Below are 20325 nucleotides of genomic sequence, written 5' to 3' on the forward strand. Positions count from 1 at the left end.
TGCAAAGCGGGCAAGCGACCTCCAGTTGGAGCGACGCTTGCCCGCGATGGGCCAACCTGCGGCTTAAGCCGACTTGTCCAGGTAACGGATCACCCAGCCTTTATCGTACCCAGAGTCGGTGAAATACACTCCGCCCACCACGATGCGCCCATCGTCCATTACCGCCATGCCGTGGGGGTATTCGAAACCCGCGCTTTCATTGAAAACGGTAAATCCCGAACCAAAGAAAGAGGAGTCTGGAGAACCATCCGCCAGAAAGCGTGCGGTGACCGCGCTGAGATTCTCATCAAGCGCGCCAGTGCCACTGTTACCGCAAACGATGACTGAACCGTCCGTACGCGGCACGCAATGCAACCATCTGACGCCTTGGGACACAGGTGACGAAATCAGTGGTTGACCATCATTGAACACCCGATTGTAGGAGCCGCTGAGATTGAGCACCGCAATCAAGCCCTGAGAGACGCCCTCCACCGCCGCACCGCCGGCCACAACAATCTTGTCGTCGACGATTGCCGCAACGTCCAGGCTGATCCATTGATCGAGGGGCACGTTCACCGCTCCGTTGACTCCAAAGCGTGTGTCAACCTTACCCGTAGCGTCGAAACGAGTAACGAAGGCGCCATGCGCACTCACCGCAAAGTAATTGCCGCAGATCACCACGGCGCCGTCAGCCTGGGTCGCGGCCGCCTGCGCAACGATGTCCAAAGGCGAAATATCTGCAAGCTCTACGAACGCAAAGCCCGTGCCGTTGAAGGTCGTATCGGGTGAGCCATTCGGCTCGAACCTCAGAACGATACCTTTTGTCCGGCGGGAAGCATCCTCAACGTTACTGACCACGACGATTTTTTCGTCCAGTTGTTGAGCGACCATCCCTGCTGCGCCAGCCCCTGCGGCACCGCTGGCAGACGCTTGCACCACCCCGGTATATCCGCCGCCGCCCATCTTCGCGTAGGGAAGATAGAGCACACCTTGTTCCCCGAAAGACGTCTGCAGTTGCCCGTCCTCGCGCTGTCTGACCAGCACCAGGCCCGTCGAGTTATTCGCGCCCTCTTCCGTGTACTGAGCACGAACCAGCCAGCCGCCATCGCTCAGCGGTGTAAACCCGAGGATCCGGCTCATGAAAAAATTTTCTTTCAGCCTGATCTCGACGTAGCCGGAGCCTTCTCCACCGAAAGCTGAGTCGAGAGCACCGTCTTCAAGCAGACGAACGATCCGCGTAGGTGTACCGGGCGTTGAAAGGCGAACGGCAACCAGCAATTTGTTTTGCGGCAGCGCCAGCAGCGCCCTGACGTCATATCCCGAGAATCCGGGGAATGGAAATCTGAGGATGCCACCGTCGCCGAAGGTCGGATCGTTATTCAAGGATGGCGTGCCCGCCACATAGCGCACGAAACGCCCAGGGACGTTGGGAAGATCAGAATGGACGGAGAGTTCGATGCACACCACGATCCGGCCGTCCCCCATGACGGCCAAACCTCGCGCAAAGGCTGCCCCTGCGCTGTCTTCAAACAGCGCATGCCCCGTACCGTTGAAAGCCGTATCCGGTTTTCCATCAGCAAGGAAACGCGCCGTTACCATGGCTGATTCACCCTGACCGACAACAGCGATCGAACCACCCACCTGCGAGGTGTGCGTCCATGCCAACCCTTTTAGTAACGGCGAAAACAGCGGCTTGCCACCATTGAACACAAGGTTGGCCGCGCCGCTGGTCGTGAATGCAGCGATCAACCCGCCGTCGAGACCACCACGCTGGGCTTGGCCCGCGACGATAATCCTGCCATCGCCTTCACGTACCGAAATCGACTGCAGAAAACTCTCGCCTTCATCATCGGGCATCAACACGGCCACACCGTTGTTGAATTGACTGTCCGGCGCGCCACTGGCGTCCAGACGCGTCAGAAAAACTCCACGACCTCCTGATCCGTCCTGGTATGAACCGCAGACCAGCACCTTGCCATCGGCTTGAATGGCGATGCCGTAGACGTTATTCGATGTGGCGACATCCACAACCACATAGCCCGAACCGTTGAATGATTGATCGAGTGAGCCATCCGCTAGCAGACGAATCACAACACCCGCAGGCAGTGGTGCATCATCAAAAAACACGAAATGGAGCAGGACGATTTTGCCATCCACCTGCCGGGCCGTTGATCGTGATGGGAGGTGGGCAGTCTGTGAGGATCCGGTGTTCGGGTGACTTGCCTCACGCGGCACGCTAGCGGGATGGGGATTGCCGTAATGGGAGATAAACCGCATGCCGTTGGTGCCGAACGCTTCGTTCAGTTCACCGGTATTTTTCAGGCGGACCAGTGCAAGGCCAACGTCATTGGAGGTAGTCGAGGAATATTGAAGGTGTATCAGCCAACCATCATCCTCAAGCGCATCGAGACCGGATACATAGCTGATCCGAGCACCTTCCAGCGCTATTTCAACAAAACCTCTGCGCGCGGGACCAAAGGTTTCGTCCAGCGAACCGTCGTCATTCAGCATCGCAATGGCAACCGGGGCATTCGCTCCCGTTAAAGGTATCGCAACGAGTAATTTTGCATCGGGGAGCGCCAGGACCGCCGCCGCTTCGTCGCCCGCGATACCAGGTATCGGTAAGGTCAACACACCATCCTTAGCAAATGTCGGATCGAGAGACCTAGGGATCGAAATACTGTGTGTCTGCGTCATGAGCTTGCTCCATCAAGTCAGTTAAGTCCCTTAATGCCGGAACTGGAACTTGAGTAGAGCATCGCGCCTGTGCACAAAACACCTGATAGAAATGACAGTTCGGCTGTCTTTGCGAGCCTGAGTAATGGCCTTACAAGACAAGCGCACCGTTATTCAGTGCGCGTGCATGGGTTTGTTCTAGCCAGCGACTTCCTAAGCTTTAGCCTTCGCCTTTCTTGGTTTCAAATACTTCATCAACCCTTGAAACCACATCACTAGCGCAGGGTTGCCCTTAAGCTGGATCGACTTGTCCTGAATGCCCTGCATAAACGCCAACTGCTTGTTCTTCGCCTGCATCGTCGCAAAGCCATAACCGGCATCTTTAAACGCAATCGCAAACGCCGGCTCTGCGACCACGCCAGACTTGCTGGTGATGCGCTGATCCTTGACCACGAAATGCCGCGCCACTTTCCCATCCAGCGTCTGCAGCTGAAACACCAGATCCTTGTCACCCAACTGCTGCTGGAACGCAGGATTTGTCCGGCTGGCCTTACCCATCAACAAACCCATCATCCACAGAAGAAAACGAAATTTCATGCGCACAGCCTCAAAAGGAAAATGAACGGCCGAGGCAGTGTAAGGGATTCGGACGATAACGCCAGTATCTGACACTGTTGGAAGAGGATGCAGACCAATTCCCGCACGATGACCGCCAAGTCACGATTCAGCGCTCGCCGACTGATCGTTCCCACGCTCCGCGTGGGAATGCATCCCGAGACGCTCTGCGTCTCACCACTCACCTTTCCTACACCTGTTGAAACACATCCCTGTAGGAGCCGGCGAAGCCTGCGATCTTTTGATCTTCCGCCCCGCGAATCTATGGGAAATTTCCTGCAAAGTGCGGTGCTGTGCGTGAACTAGGCGAGTTGGCCGGCTATCGATAGGCTCCGTGTGTCGCCGCAGATTGGCGATACGGACGTGCAAGTCCGGTTGGAGTACACATTGGTTATGGCAATTCGCCGAGCGTTTTCCTATGCTCGCGGATCGTTATGGCGGCTGTGTATGGGAGGCCTTCGGGTCTGCCGGGTTACTCCACCGGTCTTGCACACCTATGCACAGCTGCCACCACTTTCGAAGTGCGAGCGAAACGGTGTCGGCTCCTTAAACTGGAGTAAGACCGAATGATCAAACCAACACCCAATCCCCCCGAAAACACAGACGTTTCGCCCTACGAAACCCTGGAATCAAAGAAATTCCACGAAGCCGCCGAACGCGCCCTCGACCACCATTTCAAACCATCCGTCGAACCACATCCCAAACGTGAAAACGGCCTCTTCAAACTCTCTCCCGGCACCGACGCCGAAGCCCTCATGGCCAACGCCTCCGAAGACCTACTGTCCATCAGCGTCATCGCCTGTGACCTCGCCGACGATCTCCACGGCTCCCGCCGCTCGGTGGCACTGGCCCTGAGCAGAATGGCGGACGGGGTGAGATTGATGGTGGAAGGGACGCTCGACCAGATTGAAGTGCGAAGCGTGGCGGCCAAGCCGTAGCGAGATTTGAGGATGAAAAAAGGGGACGTTAAGTCCCCTTTTCTAAATCTCGATAACAAAAACTAGCGAAAGTCCTCTGCGCTTTTTGGGCGCGTTTCCAACCCCTGGAGCGCCGCCCGGTTTATGTAGGCATTCCCTCCCTCACCGCAATACTGCCGGAACACCGCCTTGTCGTCCTTGAGCACCGTCAGATAACTCAGAAAGGCTTGATTAACGAGGTAGGTATAAGCACCGTTTTTGAACTTGATGATGTTCAAGTTCACGCTGCCTTCCGAAGCGTTCACGACAAAGAATTTGCCCTTGGGCGGCAAAGCCGTCTTCGGATAGACCATCTCTATTTTGCTCGGCACGCCGTAACGGTACTGAACAAAACCGGCCGTGGGCTTGTTGTTTCCCCGTGCACAAACGGAAACCGTCTTACCACCCTCCAACGGGCAACTGAAGTAAATGTCTTCGTCATCTGAACACAACGTTCCATCCTGCCCGCCCTTCAAAGGCGCTGTTTCTTGCGAGACGCGTTCTGGTATTTGAGTGACATCGGCGCAATTGGACAAACACACCAGCGTCGAAAGCTCCGGAACATCACTTTCAGTAAACAGGTACGTCGCTGAACCGTCACGGTTGCGGGCGTGGTACACGGGAACACTGACGGCCAGCCCATTGGCAGACACCGGCACCTCGGTATTCCGACCCGAGACGACCCAGCCTTCGGCCTCCCCGCACAACTCCTCCAAAGCGACATCATTGAACGGATCTTTCGTGGGCACGGCGAACGGCTTGGCATCACCTCGGCAGTCGTAGCCATGCCAATAGGGCCCGGTGTTCATATCAATGTCGATCGAGAAAACATAAGCGCCGTCGAGCACCACTTTTCCGCTGTCGTAGGTGAATACCAGCCAGCGACGCGACTTCGCCTGTGAGGAGTTTTCCTCCTCCAGGATGTAGCGCTCGCCATCTCGATACAGCCAGAAAACACTCATCGCTCCGGCCGATACCGGCCTTTCGGAGAGACGTTGCCCGGACTTAGCGTCTACAAGGAAATCGTCTTTCAGCGCCAGCGCACAGTCGCTGTCGGCGGCCATGCAAGACTCGAGTGACGGGAACATCGGCCCTGCCCCCACAGAGAAAGAACACAGCAATAACGCGATCAAGCCTAATCTTTTCAACTTGCCACCTGTTTCAAAGCGAGTAATCCATCACTTCTTCGAGCCACCAGCATTGCCCACGAACAAACCGATACTCGAATACATAATCGGTATCCGGTTTCTGCAGGATGGCGACGGCGTGATCACCCTGCTCTTCCTTGACGGTCAACGTCAGGCCCTGGGCCTCTCGCTTCGCCAGATCCGGGATTATTGGGAACTTGAGCTGATCACCGCTGAGACTGTTTTTTTGCATCTCGGGCTCGGGGTCGCCGGCCACGGTTGTGACCATTTTCAGCGGCTGTAGGACGAAGGCTTTCTGCAACTCCGCGCGATCAGAGAAGGCTGAGAGGAATGTTGAAAAGTCGGGCGAGGGACACACTTCACCGTCGATCTTTAACGCTTTCTGGCGGATCTCCTGTTGCAGTTTCGAATCGGCAATGATTTTTGCATCAAGGTCTGCCAGACGCTTTTTGATACTAGTTGCATCCTTGTAGGCACACACAACATCGACGCCGTTTTCAAGGTCTCGGCCGTCTCGGCAATCCTGCAATTCGGGGTCTGGTGGATCACCGCGAAAAAACCGCAACGACAACTGTTCGCCCTGCTTGATGAGTGGCAATTCCAGCGTCCAATAGGTGTAGCCTTCGAAACCACCGTTTGCCTCTTTTTGCCTCATGAGCACGTAAAGGGACTTCCCCGCTCGCTCAGGGAATTTGCGTTCGAAAAAAAACACCGATGCGACTTCATCACCCACGAGCGGCGCCACAAACGAGAGTTCTGGCCTCGTGGCACTCATTGTCGTGTAGAAAACCTCCCCACCGGGAACGTAGGCACCTGTCGTCTGACCTTTGAGTGTGTTCTTCAAGAACAACACGGTGATCTTCTGCCCGCCCACCGTTGCCACCACCGGCGGATGCATTTGCTTGATGGTTTGCAGGTCATCCGCCGTTGCCGTTTGCGCGGTAAAACCGATGATCGATGCGAGCAAGCACACACAACTTGAAAACCTGTTCACTTCCATTACTTCCTTGTCGATCGACGAATTGATCAATCTTCAATAACTAGCGCGAGGGCATCACGATGACTCAGGTTCGCCACATTTCAGCGCTTTTATTTGCTCGTTCTTGATCGGAATCACACAGGCGCGACGCTTCTCACCGGGCGCGCGAAGCTCCGTAGTGCTTAACGTCAGGTGCAGACCGTCATCTGTAAATACAGGGGCCTCGAATCCAGCATCGGCGTAACCGGACTGGAATGACTTGCCGTCAAAACTGCAGAACCGCGTCAATGACAACACTCGCCATCCACCGTCAGGCGCGAGAATTTGGACCGTCAAGCATGGGTTGTCGAACGAGTAGAGATAGCGCGCGACTACATCCTGGTAACGCTTCGCGCCGGATCTGGACACCTTATTCATATCAACCACATCACCCGAGTCATCTGCCACGATCCTGTCCAGATATGCAGCGCGTTCCAGGCTCATTCTGATGATGCAGCTATCGACGGTTGTAGAGTGAAGCGCCGTATCAGGGTCGATATCCGTGGCTTCGAGCGGGCATGTGGTATCGCGCAACTTGATCCACGCACGCTGTGACTCTCTGGCGATGGCCATGAAAGCCTTGCCCTGTTCAGGGTCGCGTTTTTGCTGAACCTCAAACCTTGCCATCAGCTTTTTGTAGCTGGCATTGAGGTTGGCGTCGGCCCGCTTAAGTTCGGCCGCCACGCATTGATTAAATTCCAAGCTAGAGGTAATGACTTCGCATTCGTCCTCGGCGTGCGCATATAACGCGCATAGCATCCCAAGAGGTAACGCGATAAAGCGGACAATCCTGTTCAATTTTTCATTCCTTGATGTGCAGTTCGCTCAATGACTCGTTGCGGAACTTTCTGCGCCTTGCCGTCGGCGCTCATCGCGTCGCGGTACTGACTGTAATAGCGTTGCGCTTCGTCTGTACGATCGAGGCGCCAGAGTGAATCGGCGATGTTCAACATCAGCACCGTGCGTTTACCAACGGCCTCAACGCCGCGATAAAACTTCAGCGCCAACTCATCTCTACCGCCCTCGGCCAAATAGAAGGCCAAGTCGTTAAAAGCTTGAACATTGCGCGCTGGTGGGTGACAAGCCATATAGGACTCTGGACTTATAGTGCGAAGATTGAATGCGAGTTCTTCCACGCGAGATTGCGGCATCTCAATATTTGAGACCTGCTTCAATAAGTCCTTTGGAGACGGCGTCTGCAGGACGAGGTCAGGCGCATCCTCTTCCCCGGAAGTCCACCGATTGCCCTCCCACTTGCCGTAGCAAAACCTGGCTGCAGGCTGACTGAGCACGCAACCGGTCTCCATCGAAATGACCCCGCAACCAGTTTCCTCTGTTGGGATTTCTTCACCCTCCTGGCCAATGACAACGCCATACAGAGTCTGAAGGAGGAGCAATGTTTTCTTGTCGGGACTTAACCAAGCCTCATGCGTTTCAGTACCCACCGCGGGTACATAGAGGGGAAACGTTTTTCCATTGGCGGTAAACGAGGCAACCGCCGCCTCCGCAGCAGGCCTGCCCCATGTCTTGTCCTTCAATGTCACTAAGTGCCCGCCAACCCCCACGATCTGAATATTTTCAGACAAGGCATTGGCTGAAGCTGTCAGGCTCATGACAATCATCAACCACTTAAGGCTGCCCGCGAGAAGACGGTTCATCCACTCACTCCTCATCCATCGGCGACGATTCCACGTCGGTCATGCTCAGCAGCCGGAATTCGTTGTTCACAAATTCGTAGTAACGGTCCCGGTTGCCGCTTTCCAAAGCATTCCCCTGCGCATCTTCTTCGCCGTCGAGCGTGATGCCGGACACGATGATCAAACGGCTGTCGGGCTGGTAAACCATGCCGAAGGTGCTGCCGTCGTAAGCATTCGGCAGACCGCCAACCACTTCACCGGTCTGGGCGTCCAGCACTTCGCCGCAAATGGCGCTGCCGCCACAGCCGAGCCTGTGCAGGATGTAATGGCCGGCGAAGTTGACCTTGCCTTTCAGGGCTTGCACCCGTGCCTGATCCATCATTGGGCTGCTGTTTTCTTGCGGCACCAGCTTATGGTTGGGGCCGGTGAAAACTGGCGTGACGGTGTAATCCTTGAAGGTTGGATCGGCAGCGAATGCCATGGACGCGGCAGCCAATATCAAGCTGCCGAGAAGAACCGAAAATCCTTTCACGCTGTAGCTCCATCGACGCAAGTCATTGTGGGTGTGTTCATTCGAAGGCAATGCCGCGCACCGCTTTCCTGATTTGCTCGAACCCTTCGTTGCTGATCGCCAATGGGGTGGATGAACCCGATTCCGCCGAGCCGATCAGCACGTCTTTGCCCCTCAGCAGGCAAAAAGCGATGCGGGTAATGTGCCGTCGTGACTTGTCGTGGAAACCGAAGATGAAACCCGAAGAGTTCTCCCCACCCCATTGTTCGAAGGTGTAGGTGTTCGCACGACCCGCCAGAGAGTTGGGCACCCAGCCCTGATCGGTACGAGTCGCCGGACACCTGCGGTCGTTGTCGTCACGCAGGACTTGCACCGCAAACGCATCGTCTACCGGGGGTTTCCAGTCGGTGAGAAGCGAAAAGTTCTCCGAGTTTTCACACATCAAACCAAACCACGGCTGGCTCAGGTCACCGTGTTTCTCGAAGTGCCAGTCGGCACCACTCGACGTCTGCGCTTGCCACAAGCTGGGGGCGCTGGACGGTTTGGGCAGTTGTTTGGCTGCGATAAATACCGAATAGAAATCGTCGAACTTCAGCCATTGGTTCTGCAGCAGCGGCATGGAGAACCGACACGGACCCATGTCTACAACTGCCTCGGTCGGGCCTTGCGCAACCGGCGACTGGCSGGGTTCGTTACCGACCAATACAGGACCTGCGGCAGTCACATACTCCACCTGTAAAAACGCGACCAGACCAAAGATCAATGCGCGGAGGTATCGTAGTTTCACTTCGCATCCTTCGAATTGATCAATTCCAACTCACCATCCCGATACAACACCTCACACCCCAACCACGCCTGATCAACCTGCGGTATCACCGCCGATGGCTTGCGCAATTCCCGCAGCAACGTCGAGCCATGCGACAACCGCCCACCCATTCGCGCAATCACCGCCCGCGCCGCTTGATAGTGCGCATGCCGCCCCGGATCAAGGGTGTCTTCGAGCAGGATGTCGGCGCCGAGGATGCCCCGCACCTGCCCCGGATAAATCATGAACCCGGTGGCCTGCTCCGCACCTTCGCGACCGTCCTGCCAGAAGCTGCCGTCGCGGGTGCGCACATCGGGGTGCGGTGCAAACCAGTGCTCGCGATCCGCCAGCGGCATGGCGTGGTGCAGACGAAAGAAGATGCGCATCAGGTTGTCGCGATACCACTCGCGCACTTGCAGGTAGTAACCGCGCAGGCCCGGTAGGCCGGTCGAATGCGCGAGGCGGATCAGACTTGGCCATTGCGGGAATGGCTGTAGCGGCAGTTCGCTCGACGCGGGTCGAGGGGTGGCCGGATCAGTTTCCCACGGCAATCGATGCGGGCTGTTTTCAAGGTTGTCGTAAGCGGTCGGCGGGCGACCCAGCCAATCACCGCCACTGCTGGCCAGCGCCGTGGCAATGCACAGATTGCCTTGCACCACGAACACGTAAAACCGGGTGAACCAGTCCGCCAATTGCTGACCATCGGCAGCTTGGGCGACGAGTTCGGCCAGCTCCCGATCAAAGCGCTGCAAACCATTTTCAAGGTTCAGCAAATGGCTGCGGGCCTTGCGTTGCATACGCAAAAACAGCGGCAACGATCGCAGCATCTTCAGCGGTTGCCATGGCAAATGCGGAGTAGCGCCACCGACTTCACCGGCGTAGTTATCGGCGCTGATGCCCCAGTCGGCCAGCCGGGCAAGAAACAGATCATTGTTGATATAGGACGCGCCGCCGAACACTGCGGTGAACGGCTCGTTGTCCTGCAACACCCGCGCATCCCAACGCGCCATGATCGCCGGGATACTCGCGGCTGCGCGGCGCTGGGCGTACTCCACCAGTACGCTCGGTTGCGGCGGCAGGATCTCGGCGATGTTCGCGGCGGTCAGGTGCCGGCGCCAGCCGTAGTCGCTGATCGGCCGGTATTGCAGGAGCCAGAGTTGCGAGCCATCCCAGGCCCATTCGACGTCGCCGGGCACGTAGTGGAACACGCGCAGCACGTCTTGCAGAAAGCGCCAGAGCAGGTCTTCGGTCAAACCGTGGGACGGCGTGAACGTGCCGCTGCGCCAAGCATCGCCGAGCCTCGAAAGCGTTGCCCGCGAGGGGCTGGCGTGACCGTCGGCCAGCGATTCGAGATGGCCTTCAACCCATTCGAGTTCTACCGAGAGATGGCGCACGAACGCAATCCCCGAAACGACCGGCGTGATGAAGCGTTGCACCACCACTTCCTCGACGCCTTCGGCCGTCAGTTCGGCAATGCGTTTCGGCACATTGGCGGTCGGTTCGCGCAGATAGGTGGTGCTCAAACCGGCATTCGCCGAGTCGGCCTGATCTTCACCGTAACTGGAGGAGCGCACCGCCCAGGTCACATCAGGTTGGGCGGCGAGAAATGCCGGCAGACGCGGGTCAGTGCAATCGTTGAGAATCAGCGCCGCCGGCACCGCTTGCCGCGCCAGTTCAGCCAAGCGCAAACGCCCGCCCTTGGTGTGCGCGACAAACCCGCGCTCGCCCGACTCCAGCCACTGCGCGAACTGCGCGGGCGAGTCGATCCACGGGTAATGACCCCAACCGGGTTTGAGGCTGATGGTCAGGTCGGCGCGGGCGAGAATCGCCGACCATGCCGCCGCTTGCTCGATGCCGAGCACCGCGTCCTGATCGCCCCAAACCAGCTCGACCGGATCGGTGATCCACTCCAGCAGCGGCAACGCGGTATCGGCGCGAATCAGATCCCAGTGCGGCACGAACGCACGGCAGCGCGCATAGCCGGCGCCCATGCGCTGGTACTGCGCGGGCGTCCAGGTCTGGTTGGAGAACTTGCGGGCGAACAGCTTGGGCTTGTTCGACAGCAGCCAGTGGATGGTCTTGCGGATCGGCAGCGGTGACATCAGCGCCGGCAATCGACGCTGCCACAAAAACGCACCGACCGGCGCCAACAAAACGCTGCGGGAAAAGTGTCCGGGCCGATGCTGCAACGCATGCAATACAAGCAACGCATTGACCCCGACTGCCATGATCGCGCTGCCCTTCTGCGTCATCGCCAACAAGGTCTGCGCGTAGTCCGCCAGATCCTCGCAGGGTGGCAGCGGATTGGCGCCGAAGCCCGGCAACTCCAGCGGCACCACGTCGTAGCGCTGAAAGTGCGGCAGCGCGTCATCCCACCAATCGGCAGCGCTGCCGTTGCCGGCCAGCAGGTACATCAACGGCTTGCTCATGGACGATCCTCAGGTCAGATCGCGCAGAGCGGCGTCGAGGGTTGGATAACGGAATGTGTAACCGGCGTCGGTCAAACGCTGCGGCACCACGCGCTGACCGTCGAAGAACAACTGCGCCATCTCCCCCGCCATTGCACGCACTGGCGCGGCGGGAATGTGCAACCACACCGGACGCTTGAGGACCTTGCCGGCCTGCTCGGCGAACGCTGCCTGACTGACCGTTTCGGGCGCGACCATGTTGTAGGTGCCGCGCAGAGTGTCGTCGTTGAACGCCCGCGCGATCACCTGAAGCACATCGTCGCGATGCACCCAGCTCATGATCTGCCGACCATCACCCATGCGCCCGCCGAAACCCAGACGGAACGGCAGCAGCAACGGCGTCAACGCACCGCCGGGACCGAACACTACGCCTAGGCGCAGCACCACCTGACGCACGCCAAACTCCGTGGCCGGTTGCGCGGCGGCTTCCCAGCGCGCACAGAGTTCGGCCATGAACCCATCGCCTTTGCTGGCGTGTTCGTCGAGGCTTTCGCTGGCATCGCGCACGCCGTAGAAACCGATGGCTGAGGCTTGAATCCATAGCGTGGGTTTGTTCTTGGCGTTCTTCAGCCAGGTCATCAACGCTTCGGTGGTGCCGACTCGGCTGGCGAGCAGTTGAGCCTGACGTTTGGGAGTCCAGCGCGGGCCGGCGACGGGGGCACCGGCGAGATTGATCACTACGTCGAAGGCTTCGTCGTGGCTGAGTTCGCTGAGCGAATGCACGCAGCGGACGCGGCCGTTGAATAGATTGGCTGCGCTCAATGGATCGCGCGTCAGTACGCTGACCGAGTGGCCCGCGTCGAGTAATTGATTGACCAAGGTTTCACCGATGAACCCGGTGCCGCCGGTGATTAGCACACGCTTGAAAGTGCCGCCGGCAAACGGGTTGGATTGGCTCGGAGTCTTTTCTGAAGGGGATTTGCGGCGGTCATGCCGATACAGCCAGAATAACGGCGGCACCAACACCAGCAACGCAAAACCGTCGAGCCACAGGTGCGACCAGACCTGTTGTTGCGCTGAAAGCCACATGTCCTGCGGCGCCCATAACAGGATGCCGGCGCTCAACCAGCCCCAGACTGCCGGGGTTTTCAAGCGATTGCCCAAGTGCACCAGCGCGAGCATGTACAGCGAATAACTTTGCAGCGTCGCGCCGAACAGCGCGAGCCACCAGACTTGTTGTTCGTGGCCGGCGGTGGGAACCGCATCAGCGCCCCAGAATGCGAGTTCGAGATTGTGCAGGTAGCCGTCGAGTAATCCGGAGTGACCGGCCCAGGTCAGGGTGAGGCCGGCGAGAATGTGCACGATTGCGGCGGCGTATAGCCAGAGCACTAACGCGGGGCGAAGCGAGGTCGAGGGGGCTGGCATTCCATGTCCTGAGCGCATTCCTTGGGGGTGGGGAGTTTAAAGGAAAATCGCGGTCGTCAGATGCTCAAAAACTAAACGTTTTACCGGACGGATTCAGACCCAACGACTGCGAAAACGCATCAGACATGACCCGGCATTTCAGATGCAGTGACTGGCCTTGATCGGCTCAGCGCCTTGTGTTCCCAATCGCCCCACGTTGAAGATGCCCAACTGATTACCTTTGTCAGCCGCCATTTGATAACAGGCTAGCGCCCGCGACATATCCTTCGTTCCAAGCTCGCCACCTTCAAAGGTCGAGGCCAGATAATTCATCGCGTCTGTGGAACCCATGGTGATCGCCCGAATGACCTGCTCTTTTGCCTGCTCGGGATGGAGGCAAGGGCCGTTATAGTCGGTGGAGTTTCCGACACAAAAAAAAGTGGCATAGGCCAACGCGCCACTCGGTATTTTCGAGGCTGCTTTGAACAGCGCCTCAACCTTCGGGGTTTCCAACTGAGACGCCATTTGCGAAAGGCTTAGGCTTGCCGCCGACAGGCTCGCCTGTGCATCACCTGACTCTGCAGCACACACGAAATTTTCCAGGGACGCTTCAATCAACTCCACAGTCAGCGGGTATTGCTCAAGAAACCCCAGCCCACCTAGCGCTTCGGCACGCTGATAACAGAAGTTCTCGGCGCGGCTCATTCCCGGGTTGTCCGTTGCGACAAGATCCTTCTCACTGATCGACCAATCCTCAATCCCCTCAAGCACCCAGCACGCCTGACGAGAGAAGTTGAAGATTTTCACATTGCTGTTACCCGCCCGTTTATCCACAACGTTGACGTGATTGTCATCGACCTCTTCGATTTCGACTCCAGGTGTCTTGCCGGGCGTGATTGCAGCCATCAGCGGATAGTTGAAAGTAGCTCCACTGACTCCCGAGGTCGAAGGCTCAAAGGTACTTCGATCCTTTCCTGCTACCGGTTTCAACACCAGCGACTTGACCGTCATCGCCGTGAGACGGCGCTGTGATTCGCTGTTGGCGGAAAACGCAGTCAGGAAAGGCGCGAACTCCTCCGAGGGGCAAGCGTCGCTGGTGGGAGCCGTCGAAGCGCTCTTATCGGATGCAAGCGCAGGGACAATCTTGTCCAGATACGCCGAGCGCTCGCGGCTCATTCTGGCGATGCACGAGTTAACGGCGAACACATGCGCCGGCATCCCCGTCTCGATCTCGAACGCCTCCAAAGGGCAGTTCGCATCGCGCAATTTCAACCACGCACGTTGCGACTCTTTAACCTTCGCGGCGTACTCCGCGCCCAATGCCGGATCTGCTCGATAGTCAGACTCAAGCCGCGTCATCAACTGCTTGTAGCTGACATTCAACTGCGTATCGGCAGCCTTCTTCGCCGCCTCCGAACAGGGCACCATTTCCAGGCTTGAGGTGACATGGCTGCAGTCGTCCTGCGCATAGACCGCAGAAACTGGCAACAGCAGCGCGGCTAGCAGGGTAAAAACAAAACGGTTCACAGTGTTCTTCCTTGAGTCATTCAGGCTTTGCGTTTGGTGAATCGGGTGATGCATTGCTTGGGTATGTTCATTTCCCAGTAAGTGCTGAGCAACGCTTTGCGCTTTTGGTCGACGCGCAGGTTAACGAAGCCATCGCCGCAGTCCGGCTGCAACTCTTCGAACATTCCGGTTCTGGTTTGGTAAACGAACACCCGGTAGTAATCGTAAGTACCCATGCCGTCATCCAGCTGCCAGATCGCGAAATCCTGGGTGCCGTCGAAATTGAAATCGTCGAACTGCACGTGGAGTTCGTTCTCGGCTTCAAAATCGATTGTCCGAGACTCGCTGTGCGTTTCGCTTTTAACCGCGACGTTCAGCTTGGGGCCTTCGAGAACCAGCGTCGCTTCGACGCCTTTGGTTGGGCTGAACGTGGTGGTTTCGGCCAACGCCGGGATCGTCCACATCAGGCCGAGCAGCGATACCGCTAGAGTTTTGAATTGCATGTACTGCCCTACTCCCACTTGCATCCGGACTCGAGAGAGGAGTCGATGCTGGTGCTGATTCCGAAGCCATAAGCCTTACCGCTGGACTGCTTTGTGTAAGACATCGAGACGATCTGCGAGCCTTGAGTCATCAACTCATAAGTCCCCGTGACCTTGCCGTTGACGATTTCGGACCAGGTTCTGGTGTGCTGCCAAGGCGCGTCCGGATCGAGGACTTCATTCTGAGAATCCGTCAACACAATGGAAATGGGCTCACTTGAATTGGCGTACTTCACGAAACCACCGGACCATTTGCTGGCTTCGTCGTAGTAGGTCCGGAGTTCGAACTTTACCGGGCTCGATTGGGATAGTTCGAAGCAAAGTGATTCGGTGGTGACTGCGCTTTGAGCGCCTAAAGGAAATAGCGCAAAAAAGAGAAAGAAAAGTTTGTTCATGCTCATCCAAGTAGACGCTTTCGCGCCAATGCTCTGACTTGTCCGTTTCAACGCCTGTTCTTGTCCGGTGCCAAAGCCAATTGGCGAGCACGCTCTATCGTCGCGCGAATCAGGCAGGCATCGGACCACTCACCGAAAACTGATTTATGCAATTTCGGGTCGGCCTGGCACTCCGCATCTCGAAATTTCATCCAGGCTCTTTGAGTTTCCCTCAGTGCTTTCTGACCGCTTTCGTCCAGCCGGCTCATACGATCCCGAAATACAGAATTCAACAATGCATCCGCGTCAGGAACCATCAGATCAAGAACACCATTTCCCGAGGGAAACCACTCAACGTCCGCCAATGCCTGTTCGCTCTCATTGTTCCAATTGTAGAGGCCGTTTTCTTCGATCTTCAGTGTGGCGGATCGCTGATGGTGATTCGTCGGATCGCTCTCGCTGACCTCCGAGCGATAAACAATTTCCAAATAGATAGGGTCGGTTGTGCGCTGAGGATCATTCAATAGCGTTTGCCGAACAATGGCCCGTTGCTTTTTGCTCTCCGTGATCTCTATCGAAAAGCACGGATCCGGCCCAGGACGCTCTGCGGACGCCTTCCTCTCCAGGCATTGATTACGAACCGCCATGGAAGGGGTATCCGAACCGCCACCCACATCAACGACTCTGACAAGCAACCGGACTTCCGGGTCCTTGGAAAAGTCGGCCTGAAGGATGGTGGCAATCATCGTGCCCTCAGCCATGACCACAGGCGACAGTATTGAAAGAAAAAAAATGAGGCTGAATTTGAAAATCTGCATTCCTTGGCGTCCGTAAAAAACTCAGTGATCCGTTCAATTCTGAACGGGCCTGCGACAGAAGATAGAGTCAGAACCGACAAACGGGCCAGATCTATTTAAGTTCTCAACCAAATTCAAAGCGATCGAACGCAACAAATAAATCCGTCCCCTTTGATTCGCAACAAATATATCAACCCCTCTTTATACAATAATTCTTATCTTTAACAGATGCAGGTATACGCGAAGACTTGCCAAGCGCATTCATCTTATCGGTATAACTCGCGTAAAGAGGGCAAGCATCTTCTTTCATACCTAGATCCCAATAAGCATCTGCCAAATTCAGTATAGCAACCACCCTTTCAGGATACTTTTGGTGAATTTTCTTCAGAAGCAATACTGCTAAAGCACTCTCTTTATTGCGGTATAGATAATAAGCATAATCATTGATCGCTCCAACATTATTATCGCCAACAATCAATGTCATTTCATATACCAAATCTTTTGGAATACTAATTCGTTCCCTACTTGTGCCGGACTGAAGAAACAGCCCCCCTTTTTCACCTTCAGGAAGCTTCTTCAATACATACTTAAAGTCCTTATTGATTTCAGCAAGCTTTACACTTTCACTCATATTCTTGACAGAAGGACCATTACCAGAAAATTGAGAAAACTTTACGCAACACTCAATGCGCCGCACATTAAATTCACGAGGTATTCTATCCTCGCCTGGCACGCTCTCGTCGCTGATAGAATATTTTTCATCACGATCAGGCTCCTCCCAGCCGGACATTTTGTATAGTACGAAATCATTAAGACTTCGATCCCATCTGAAGTCATACTTCGTTATCAGTGTGTTATGCGGATAATAGTCAATCAGAAGTGAAAAATCACCTGGTATATACCCCTCAGAAAGCCCACCGCTACCGAGCTCAAAACCACCTGTTATTTTTTTATCACTACCACCAATATCGATGGTTATATTTGAAAAAGTCTCATCTTCCGCAGAAGAGGACACAGCATAATGATCACATACTCCATCGGAATTCAGATCGATCTGACACTGAGTAGCTGCCTGCACAACACCGAACACGGAAAGAAGAATGAAACCACATAAGAACTTCATCATAGCGTTCCTCCAAGAGCAACTATTCGAGCTTCAGCATGCTGTTTCGCGACAGACGCGGTGCGGGAAGATGCGTAGTATTTGCGGGTAGCATTGCCACTCACGGACGAGTCCGAGTTATATAGTTCAATAAAACGCTTATACCCTATAATCGCTTGATTTCGGTCTGCGGCCTTCCCGCTAGTTCCTCCCGCCGGATCACTCCATAGCCCCCAAGCAAACGAAAACTTGGCATTTTTATATGCTTTGCTGTCAGCCAACTCATAGACGCCCAGCTTGTTTAGCTTAGCGCACCCCTTTATATCAAGCGCTTCAATTGCTCGATTCAAAAATTGCAATCTATCATCGTAACCATTGAAGCCACCATTCACCACGGCCGTACAATAGATAAAATCATCCAAATCCGAACTCGCAGTTAACTTTTTATAATTCGCCCAGAACCACCCTACGGAAACCACACTATGAGGCAGCTGTGCCATTTTATTATAGTCGGGCGCACCCAAGAAATTTTCGCCTACAAAAACCCCATAAGCCTTATAGTTTTCTTCATAAGTAATTTGGATCAATCCCCGGCCAATATATGGTGCATACGAAGGAAGGCTATTATAACCCTCAATCGTAACCCTAAGACTGCCACTCTCATGTAACATCTGCGCCAAAACATGCGCCTTACTTATACAGGTAACAATTCCAGCCGTAGCGTACATTTCAGTTAGCAAATCTGTGTACTTGTCTATATTAGCCTGTGTAGCCGCTGGGGCAATTAATTTAATTTGCTCTTTAGTAATAACATCCGAACAACTACAGCCACCGTTATGTGCAAACGAAGAAATTAGACCGACAGGATGAATATGTTGCACGCTCGCATTATTGGAGATTCCATGCTGACCCAACAGCTTGCTCCACCAACTAAGCTTCTCAATTCTTGCCTTTTCTTCTATCCAATCTTTATGAGGCTCAGAATTACTATGCCCAATTATTTCGTCCAGAGCATCCCACTTATCTTTTTTGAAATCCCACTCATTTTCATAGCGCGTGACCAAGTTCGATATCGGTTGGGAGAACCAAGGCTTGCTCAATGCCTCTGCAATCTCAGACGGGGCCAGTTTTTTGTCCCCATTCCGGTCAAGTATTTTATACAGCATCTCGTTAACCGAACCCGCAACGGCCGCTTCAATGTTTGGTACATAAGTTTCACGCTCTTGCTCATTGAGATTCTCTTGAGCATGCAGGAACGCTGCTAAGTGATCGGCGTTGCTGGTGGTCTCTTCGATGAAATTGAAGCCACCCCATTCAAAGGGTGAGTGTCGAGAAATAACTACATCCTGCTCCGCGAACCAACCATCAATTCCGTTACCGTCCTTGTCTCCCAAAAGCCCCTCTAGACGCCACCAATAAGTAGTTGTCGTTGACTGACCCATTGTGACTGCTTGTTTTATTTTTTTGTCCGCAGATAACCCTTCTAGCAGTCCTACTGGGATATAAAAATCGTACCCCACATCTTTCCCAGCATCCGATACTTTAGGTGGATTCGTAGCGCCCATTCCTTGTACGTGAGTTACAAGTTTGGTGCCTACTGGGATTTTGACTATCGATTTTTCAGCGATGGGGAAACCGACAGCCTTAGCTTTACTCTGCTCACTGAAAGCCTTCACATCCTCACAGCTAAAAACCTCTAGGTGCAGAAGGTTCTTCGGAGCTGCATCTGAATGGTTCTGATACTTTCCAACATGCCCCAGAACCTCACCAGCCTTGATCTTGTATGTCGGAGAGAGGACAACAACATCCCCCATCGGGCTATGTGGCTCACTCTTTGGCGTAAGTGATTGCAGCCAAATAAAACCCGGGAGCTTCCCATCTGCGCCGGGCGCTAAGGCTGGCGTTGCCTGGCCACTGACGATTTCGGCGAGTTTACGAAAGTTGTTAGGTGTCGCTTCGTCACCAAGCCGTACTTGTACGCCTGCTGGTAAGTGGCTAATCGGGAGGCCACTGGTATGGGCGCTGCGAATATTCGCTCCGTGCTGAGCGCCTCCAGGGATAGGATCTTGAGCTTCGTTACCCACGAAATACTTGCCACCACCCAAGTCTTTCAATTGACCCTTATATACCCATCCGCCTGCAGGCAAGCCTGCGATTTCAGGACTAACGCTGATAACCGCAACCCACATTTGATTCGCTGGGGCAGGTTGTGTAACCACGGTCGTCCCCCGGGGTAAAACTGCCAAGACGGGAAAGTGTCCGGCGTTACCACTTCGCATCCGTATGCCCAAAGGCTTGTCTGGAGCATTGGCCTTAACTTCATAAAGCCCCTTTCCCCAGAAACCCGGCCGGTCTTTAAGCGTGGGGTTCGCTTTGTAACCTTCCCAGTCCAGCAGGTGCATATAGAGGCTGAAGAATGTGAGGCTTGGCCCGGGCGTAGCAGGAGCCGCTCCTGGCGCAGGAGGTGCCGGAAGCTCAAGGCGATGCTTTACCAGCACAAACCCAGTCGAATAAACCGAGGGTGTCGAACCAAAATCAGAAGTCGGGTACTTCTCGTCGATGCGGTACGCGACGACCTCTCCATCAGCGATGCATCTGACCTCCGTCAGATCGCTGACCAAACCCGAAGCTTCATCGAAATGCACACCACCATGCCAAAGCCCATTGGCCCCCAGCGGATAGTAACCATCCTTCGCTTTGGCTAACGCCTTGTAGAACTGCTGCGGATCGGTCGCTTCAGCTGTCCCCACTTTCAGGGGATACGACCATTTTTGAATTTTGTTTGTTGTCTCTGTCATTACCAATTACCTGAATTCTGATCCCTGGTGGCTTGGATTGCCGTCGATG

Annotated in this window: 17 protein-coding genes; 1 reads left to right on the forward strand and 16 read right to left on the reverse strand. The window is 55.1% G+C overall.

All coding sequences use genetic code 11. The features are described 5' to 3' along the window. Positions 1 to 63 precede the first annotated feature (63 nt). Complete coding sequence (locus AC1DVF_RS14590; protein ID WP_477782653.1) at positions 64 to 2676, reverse strand: hypothetical protein; 2613 nt, start codon at positions 2674 to 2676, stop codon at positions 64 to 66. Positions 2677 to 2868: 192 nt separating this feature from the next. Continuing rightward, positions 2869 to 3252, reverse strand: coding sequence for a hypothetical protein (locus AC1DVF_RS14595; RefSeq protein WP_007920327.1), 384 nt, complete (start codon positions 3250 to 3252; stop codon positions 2869 to 2871). 584 nt (positions 3253 to 3836) lie between these two features. On the opposite strand from AC1DVF_RS14595, the gene AC1DVF_RS14600 reads away from it, so the two are divergent. Continuing rightward, positions 3837 to 4208: a DUF6124 family protein gene (locus AC1DVF_RS14600; protein WP_477782654.1), complete on the forward strand. Its 372-nt coding sequence runs from the start codon at positions 3837 to 3839 to the stop codon at positions 4206 to 4208. Between the two features lie 62 nt (positions 4209 to 4270). Here the strand turns inward: AC1DVF_RS14600 and AC1DVF_RS14605 are convergent, their stop codons facing one another. The 14 genes from AC1DVF_RS14605 to AC1DVF_RS14670 form a co-directional block, all read right to left on the reverse strand. Then, the gene (locus AC1DVF_RS14605; protein WP_477782655.1) at positions 4271 to 5290 is read right to left on the reverse strand and encodes a hypothetical protein; all 1020 of its coding nucleotides are present in this window, start codon (positions 5288 to 5290) and stop codon (positions 4271 to 4273) included. A gap of 97 nt (positions 5291 to 5387) precedes the next feature. Then, positions 5388 to 6374 (reverse strand): hypothetical protein, encoded by a 987-nt coding sequence (locus AC1DVF_RS14610; RefSeq protein ID WP_477782676.1) that lies wholly within the window; start codon positions 6372 to 6374, stop codon positions 5388 to 5390. A 54-nt stretch (positions 6375 to 6428) separates the two neighbouring features. Further along, the gene (locus tag AC1DVF_RS14615; RefSeq protein WP_238156312.1) at positions 6429 to 7190 is read right to left on the reverse strand and encodes a lysozyme inhibitor LprI family protein; all 762 of its coding nucleotides are present in this window, start codon (positions 7188 to 7190) and stop codon (positions 6429 to 6431) included. Then, a complete protein-coding gene (locus AC1DVF_RS14620; RefSeq protein WP_477782656.1) occupies positions 7187 to 8050 on the reverse strand; it encodes a tetratricopeptide repeat protein in 864 nt (287 codons plus the stop codon). Before AC1DVF_RS14620 ends, AC1DVF_RS14615 begins: the two co-directional genes overlap by 4 nt. Positions 8051 to 8054: 4 nt before the next feature. Beyond that, positions 8055 to 8510 carry a hypothetical protein gene (locus AC1DVF_RS14625; protein ID WP_049802143.1) on the reverse strand — a complete coding sequence of 152 codons (456 nt, stop codon included), beginning with the start codon at positions 8508 to 8510 and terminating at the stop codon, positions 8055 to 8057. Between the two features lie 88 nt (positions 8511 to 8598). Continuing rightward, positions 8599 to 9327 carry a hypothetical protein gene (locus tag AC1DVF_RS14630; protein WP_477782657.1) on the reverse strand — a complete coding sequence of 243 codons (729 nt, stop codon included), beginning with the start codon at positions 9325 to 9327 and terminating at the stop codon, positions 8599 to 8601. Beyond that, complete coding sequence (locus tag AC1DVF_RS14635) at positions 9324 to 11774, reverse strand: alpha/beta hydrolase (protein ID WP_477782658.1); 2451 nt, start codon at positions 11772 to 11774, stop codon at positions 9324 to 9326. The genes AC1DVF_RS14630 and AC1DVF_RS14635 overlap by 4 nt, the downstream gene beginning before the upstream one ends. A gap of 9 nt (positions 11775 to 11783) precedes the next feature. Further along, positions 11784 to 13178 carry a TIGR01777 family oxidoreductase gene (locus tag AC1DVF_RS14640; RefSeq protein ID WP_477782659.1) on the reverse strand — a complete coding sequence of 465 codons (1395 nt, stop codon included), beginning with the start codon at positions 13176 to 13178 and terminating at the stop codon, positions 11784 to 11786. Between the two features lie 138 nt (positions 13179 to 13316). Next, a complete protein-coding gene (locus AC1DVF_RS14645; protein WP_477782660.1) occupies positions 13317 to 14684 on the reverse strand; it encodes a lysozyme inhibitor LprI family protein in 1368 nt (455 codons plus the stop codon). A 20-nt stretch (positions 14685 to 14704) separates the two neighbouring features. Beyond that, complete coding sequence (locus tag AC1DVF_RS14650) at positions 14705 to 15166, reverse strand: XAC2610-related protein (protein ID WP_477782661.1); 462 nt, start codon at positions 15164 to 15166, stop codon at positions 14705 to 14707. An 8-nt stretch (positions 15167 to 15174) separates the two neighbouring features. Beyond that, the gene (locus AC1DVF_RS14655) at positions 15175 to 15600 is read right to left on the reverse strand and encodes a hypothetical protein (protein ID WP_477782662.1); all 426 of its coding nucleotides are present in this window, start codon (positions 15598 to 15600) and stop codon (positions 15175 to 15177) included. A 47-nt stretch (positions 15601 to 15647) separates the two neighbouring features. Next, positions 15648 to 16397, reverse strand: a complete 750-nt coding sequence (locus AC1DVF_RS14660; RefSeq protein WP_477782663.1) for a lysozyme inhibitor LprI family protein — start codon at positions 16395 to 16397, stop codon at positions 15648 to 15650. Between the two features lie 169 nt (positions 16398 to 16566). Next, entirely contained in the window at positions 16567 to 17502 is a 936-nt protein-coding gene (locus tag AC1DVF_RS14665) for a tetratricopeptide repeat protein (protein WP_477782664.1), read from the reverse strand. Further along, positions 17499 to 20276 (reverse strand): glycoside hydrolase family 19 protein, encoded by a 2778-nt coding sequence (locus AC1DVF_RS14670; RefSeq protein ID WP_477782665.1) that lies wholly within the window; start codon positions 20274 to 20276, stop codon positions 17499 to 17501. The genes AC1DVF_RS14665 and AC1DVF_RS14670 overlap by 4 nt, the downstream gene beginning before the upstream one ends. Positions 20277 to 20325 lie beyond the last annotated feature (49 nt).

Source organism: Pseudomonas sp. P4_D7 (assembly GCF_056401755.1).

Bases quoted from the DNA above. Each gene is read 5' to 3' on its own strand.
- AC1DVF_RS14590 (WP_477782653.1), bottom strand. From the start codon at position 2,676: ATGACGCAGACACACAGTATTTCGATCCCTAGGTCTCTCGATCCGACA.
- AC1DVF_RS14595 (WP_007920327.1), bottom strand. From the start codon at position 3,252: ATGAAATTTCGTTTTCTTCTGTGGATGATGGGTTTGTTGATGGGTAAG.
- AC1DVF_RS14600 (WP_477782654.1), top strand. From the start codon at position 3,837: ATGATCAAACCAACACCCAATCCCCCCGAAAACACAGACGTTTCGCCC.
- AC1DVF_RS14605 (WP_477782655.1), bottom strand. From the start codon at position 5,290: ATGGCCGCCGACAGCGACTGTGCGCTGGCGCTGAAAGACGATTTCCTT.
- AC1DVF_RS14610 (WP_477782676.1), bottom strand. From the start codon at position 6,374: ATGGAAGTGAACAGGTTTTCAAGTTGTGTGTGCTTGCTCGCATCGATC.
- AC1DVF_RS14620 (WP_477782656.1), bottom strand. From the start codon at position 8,050: ATGAACCGTCTTCTCGCGGGCAGCCTTAAGTGGTTGATGATTGTCATG.
- AC1DVF_RS14625 (WP_049802143.1), bottom strand. From the start codon at position 8,510: ATGGCATTCGCTGCCGATCCAACCTTCAAGGATTACACCGTCACGCCA.
- AC1DVF_RS14635 (WP_477782658.1), bottom strand. From the start codon at position 11,774: ATGAGCAAGCCGTTGATGTACCTGCTGGCCGGCAACGGCAGCGCTGCC.
- AC1DVF_RS14640 (WP_477782659.1), bottom strand. From the start codon at position 13,178: ATGCCAGCCCCCTCGACCTCGCTTCGCCCCGCGTTAGTGCTCTGGCTA.
- AC1DVF_RS14650 (WP_477782661.1), bottom strand. From the start codon at position 15,166: ATGCAATTCAAAACTCTAGCGGTATCGCTGCTCGGCCTGATGTGGACG.
- AC1DVF_RS14655 (WP_477782662.1), bottom strand. From the start codon at position 15,600: ATGAACAAACTTTTCTTTCTCTTTTTTGCGCTATTTCCTTTAGGCGCT.
- AC1DVF_RS14660 (WP_477782663.1), bottom strand. From the start codon at position 16,397: ATGCAGATTTTCAAATTCAGCCTCATTTTTTTTCTTTCAATACTGTCG.
- AC1DVF_RS14665 (WP_477782664.1), bottom strand. From the start codon at position 17,502: ATGATGAAGTTCTTATGTGGTTTCATTCTTCTTTCCGTGTTCGGTGTT.
- AC1DVF_RS14670 (WP_477782665.1), bottom strand. From the start codon at position 20,276: ATGACAGAGACAACAAACAAAATTCAAAAATGGTCGTATCCCCTGAAA.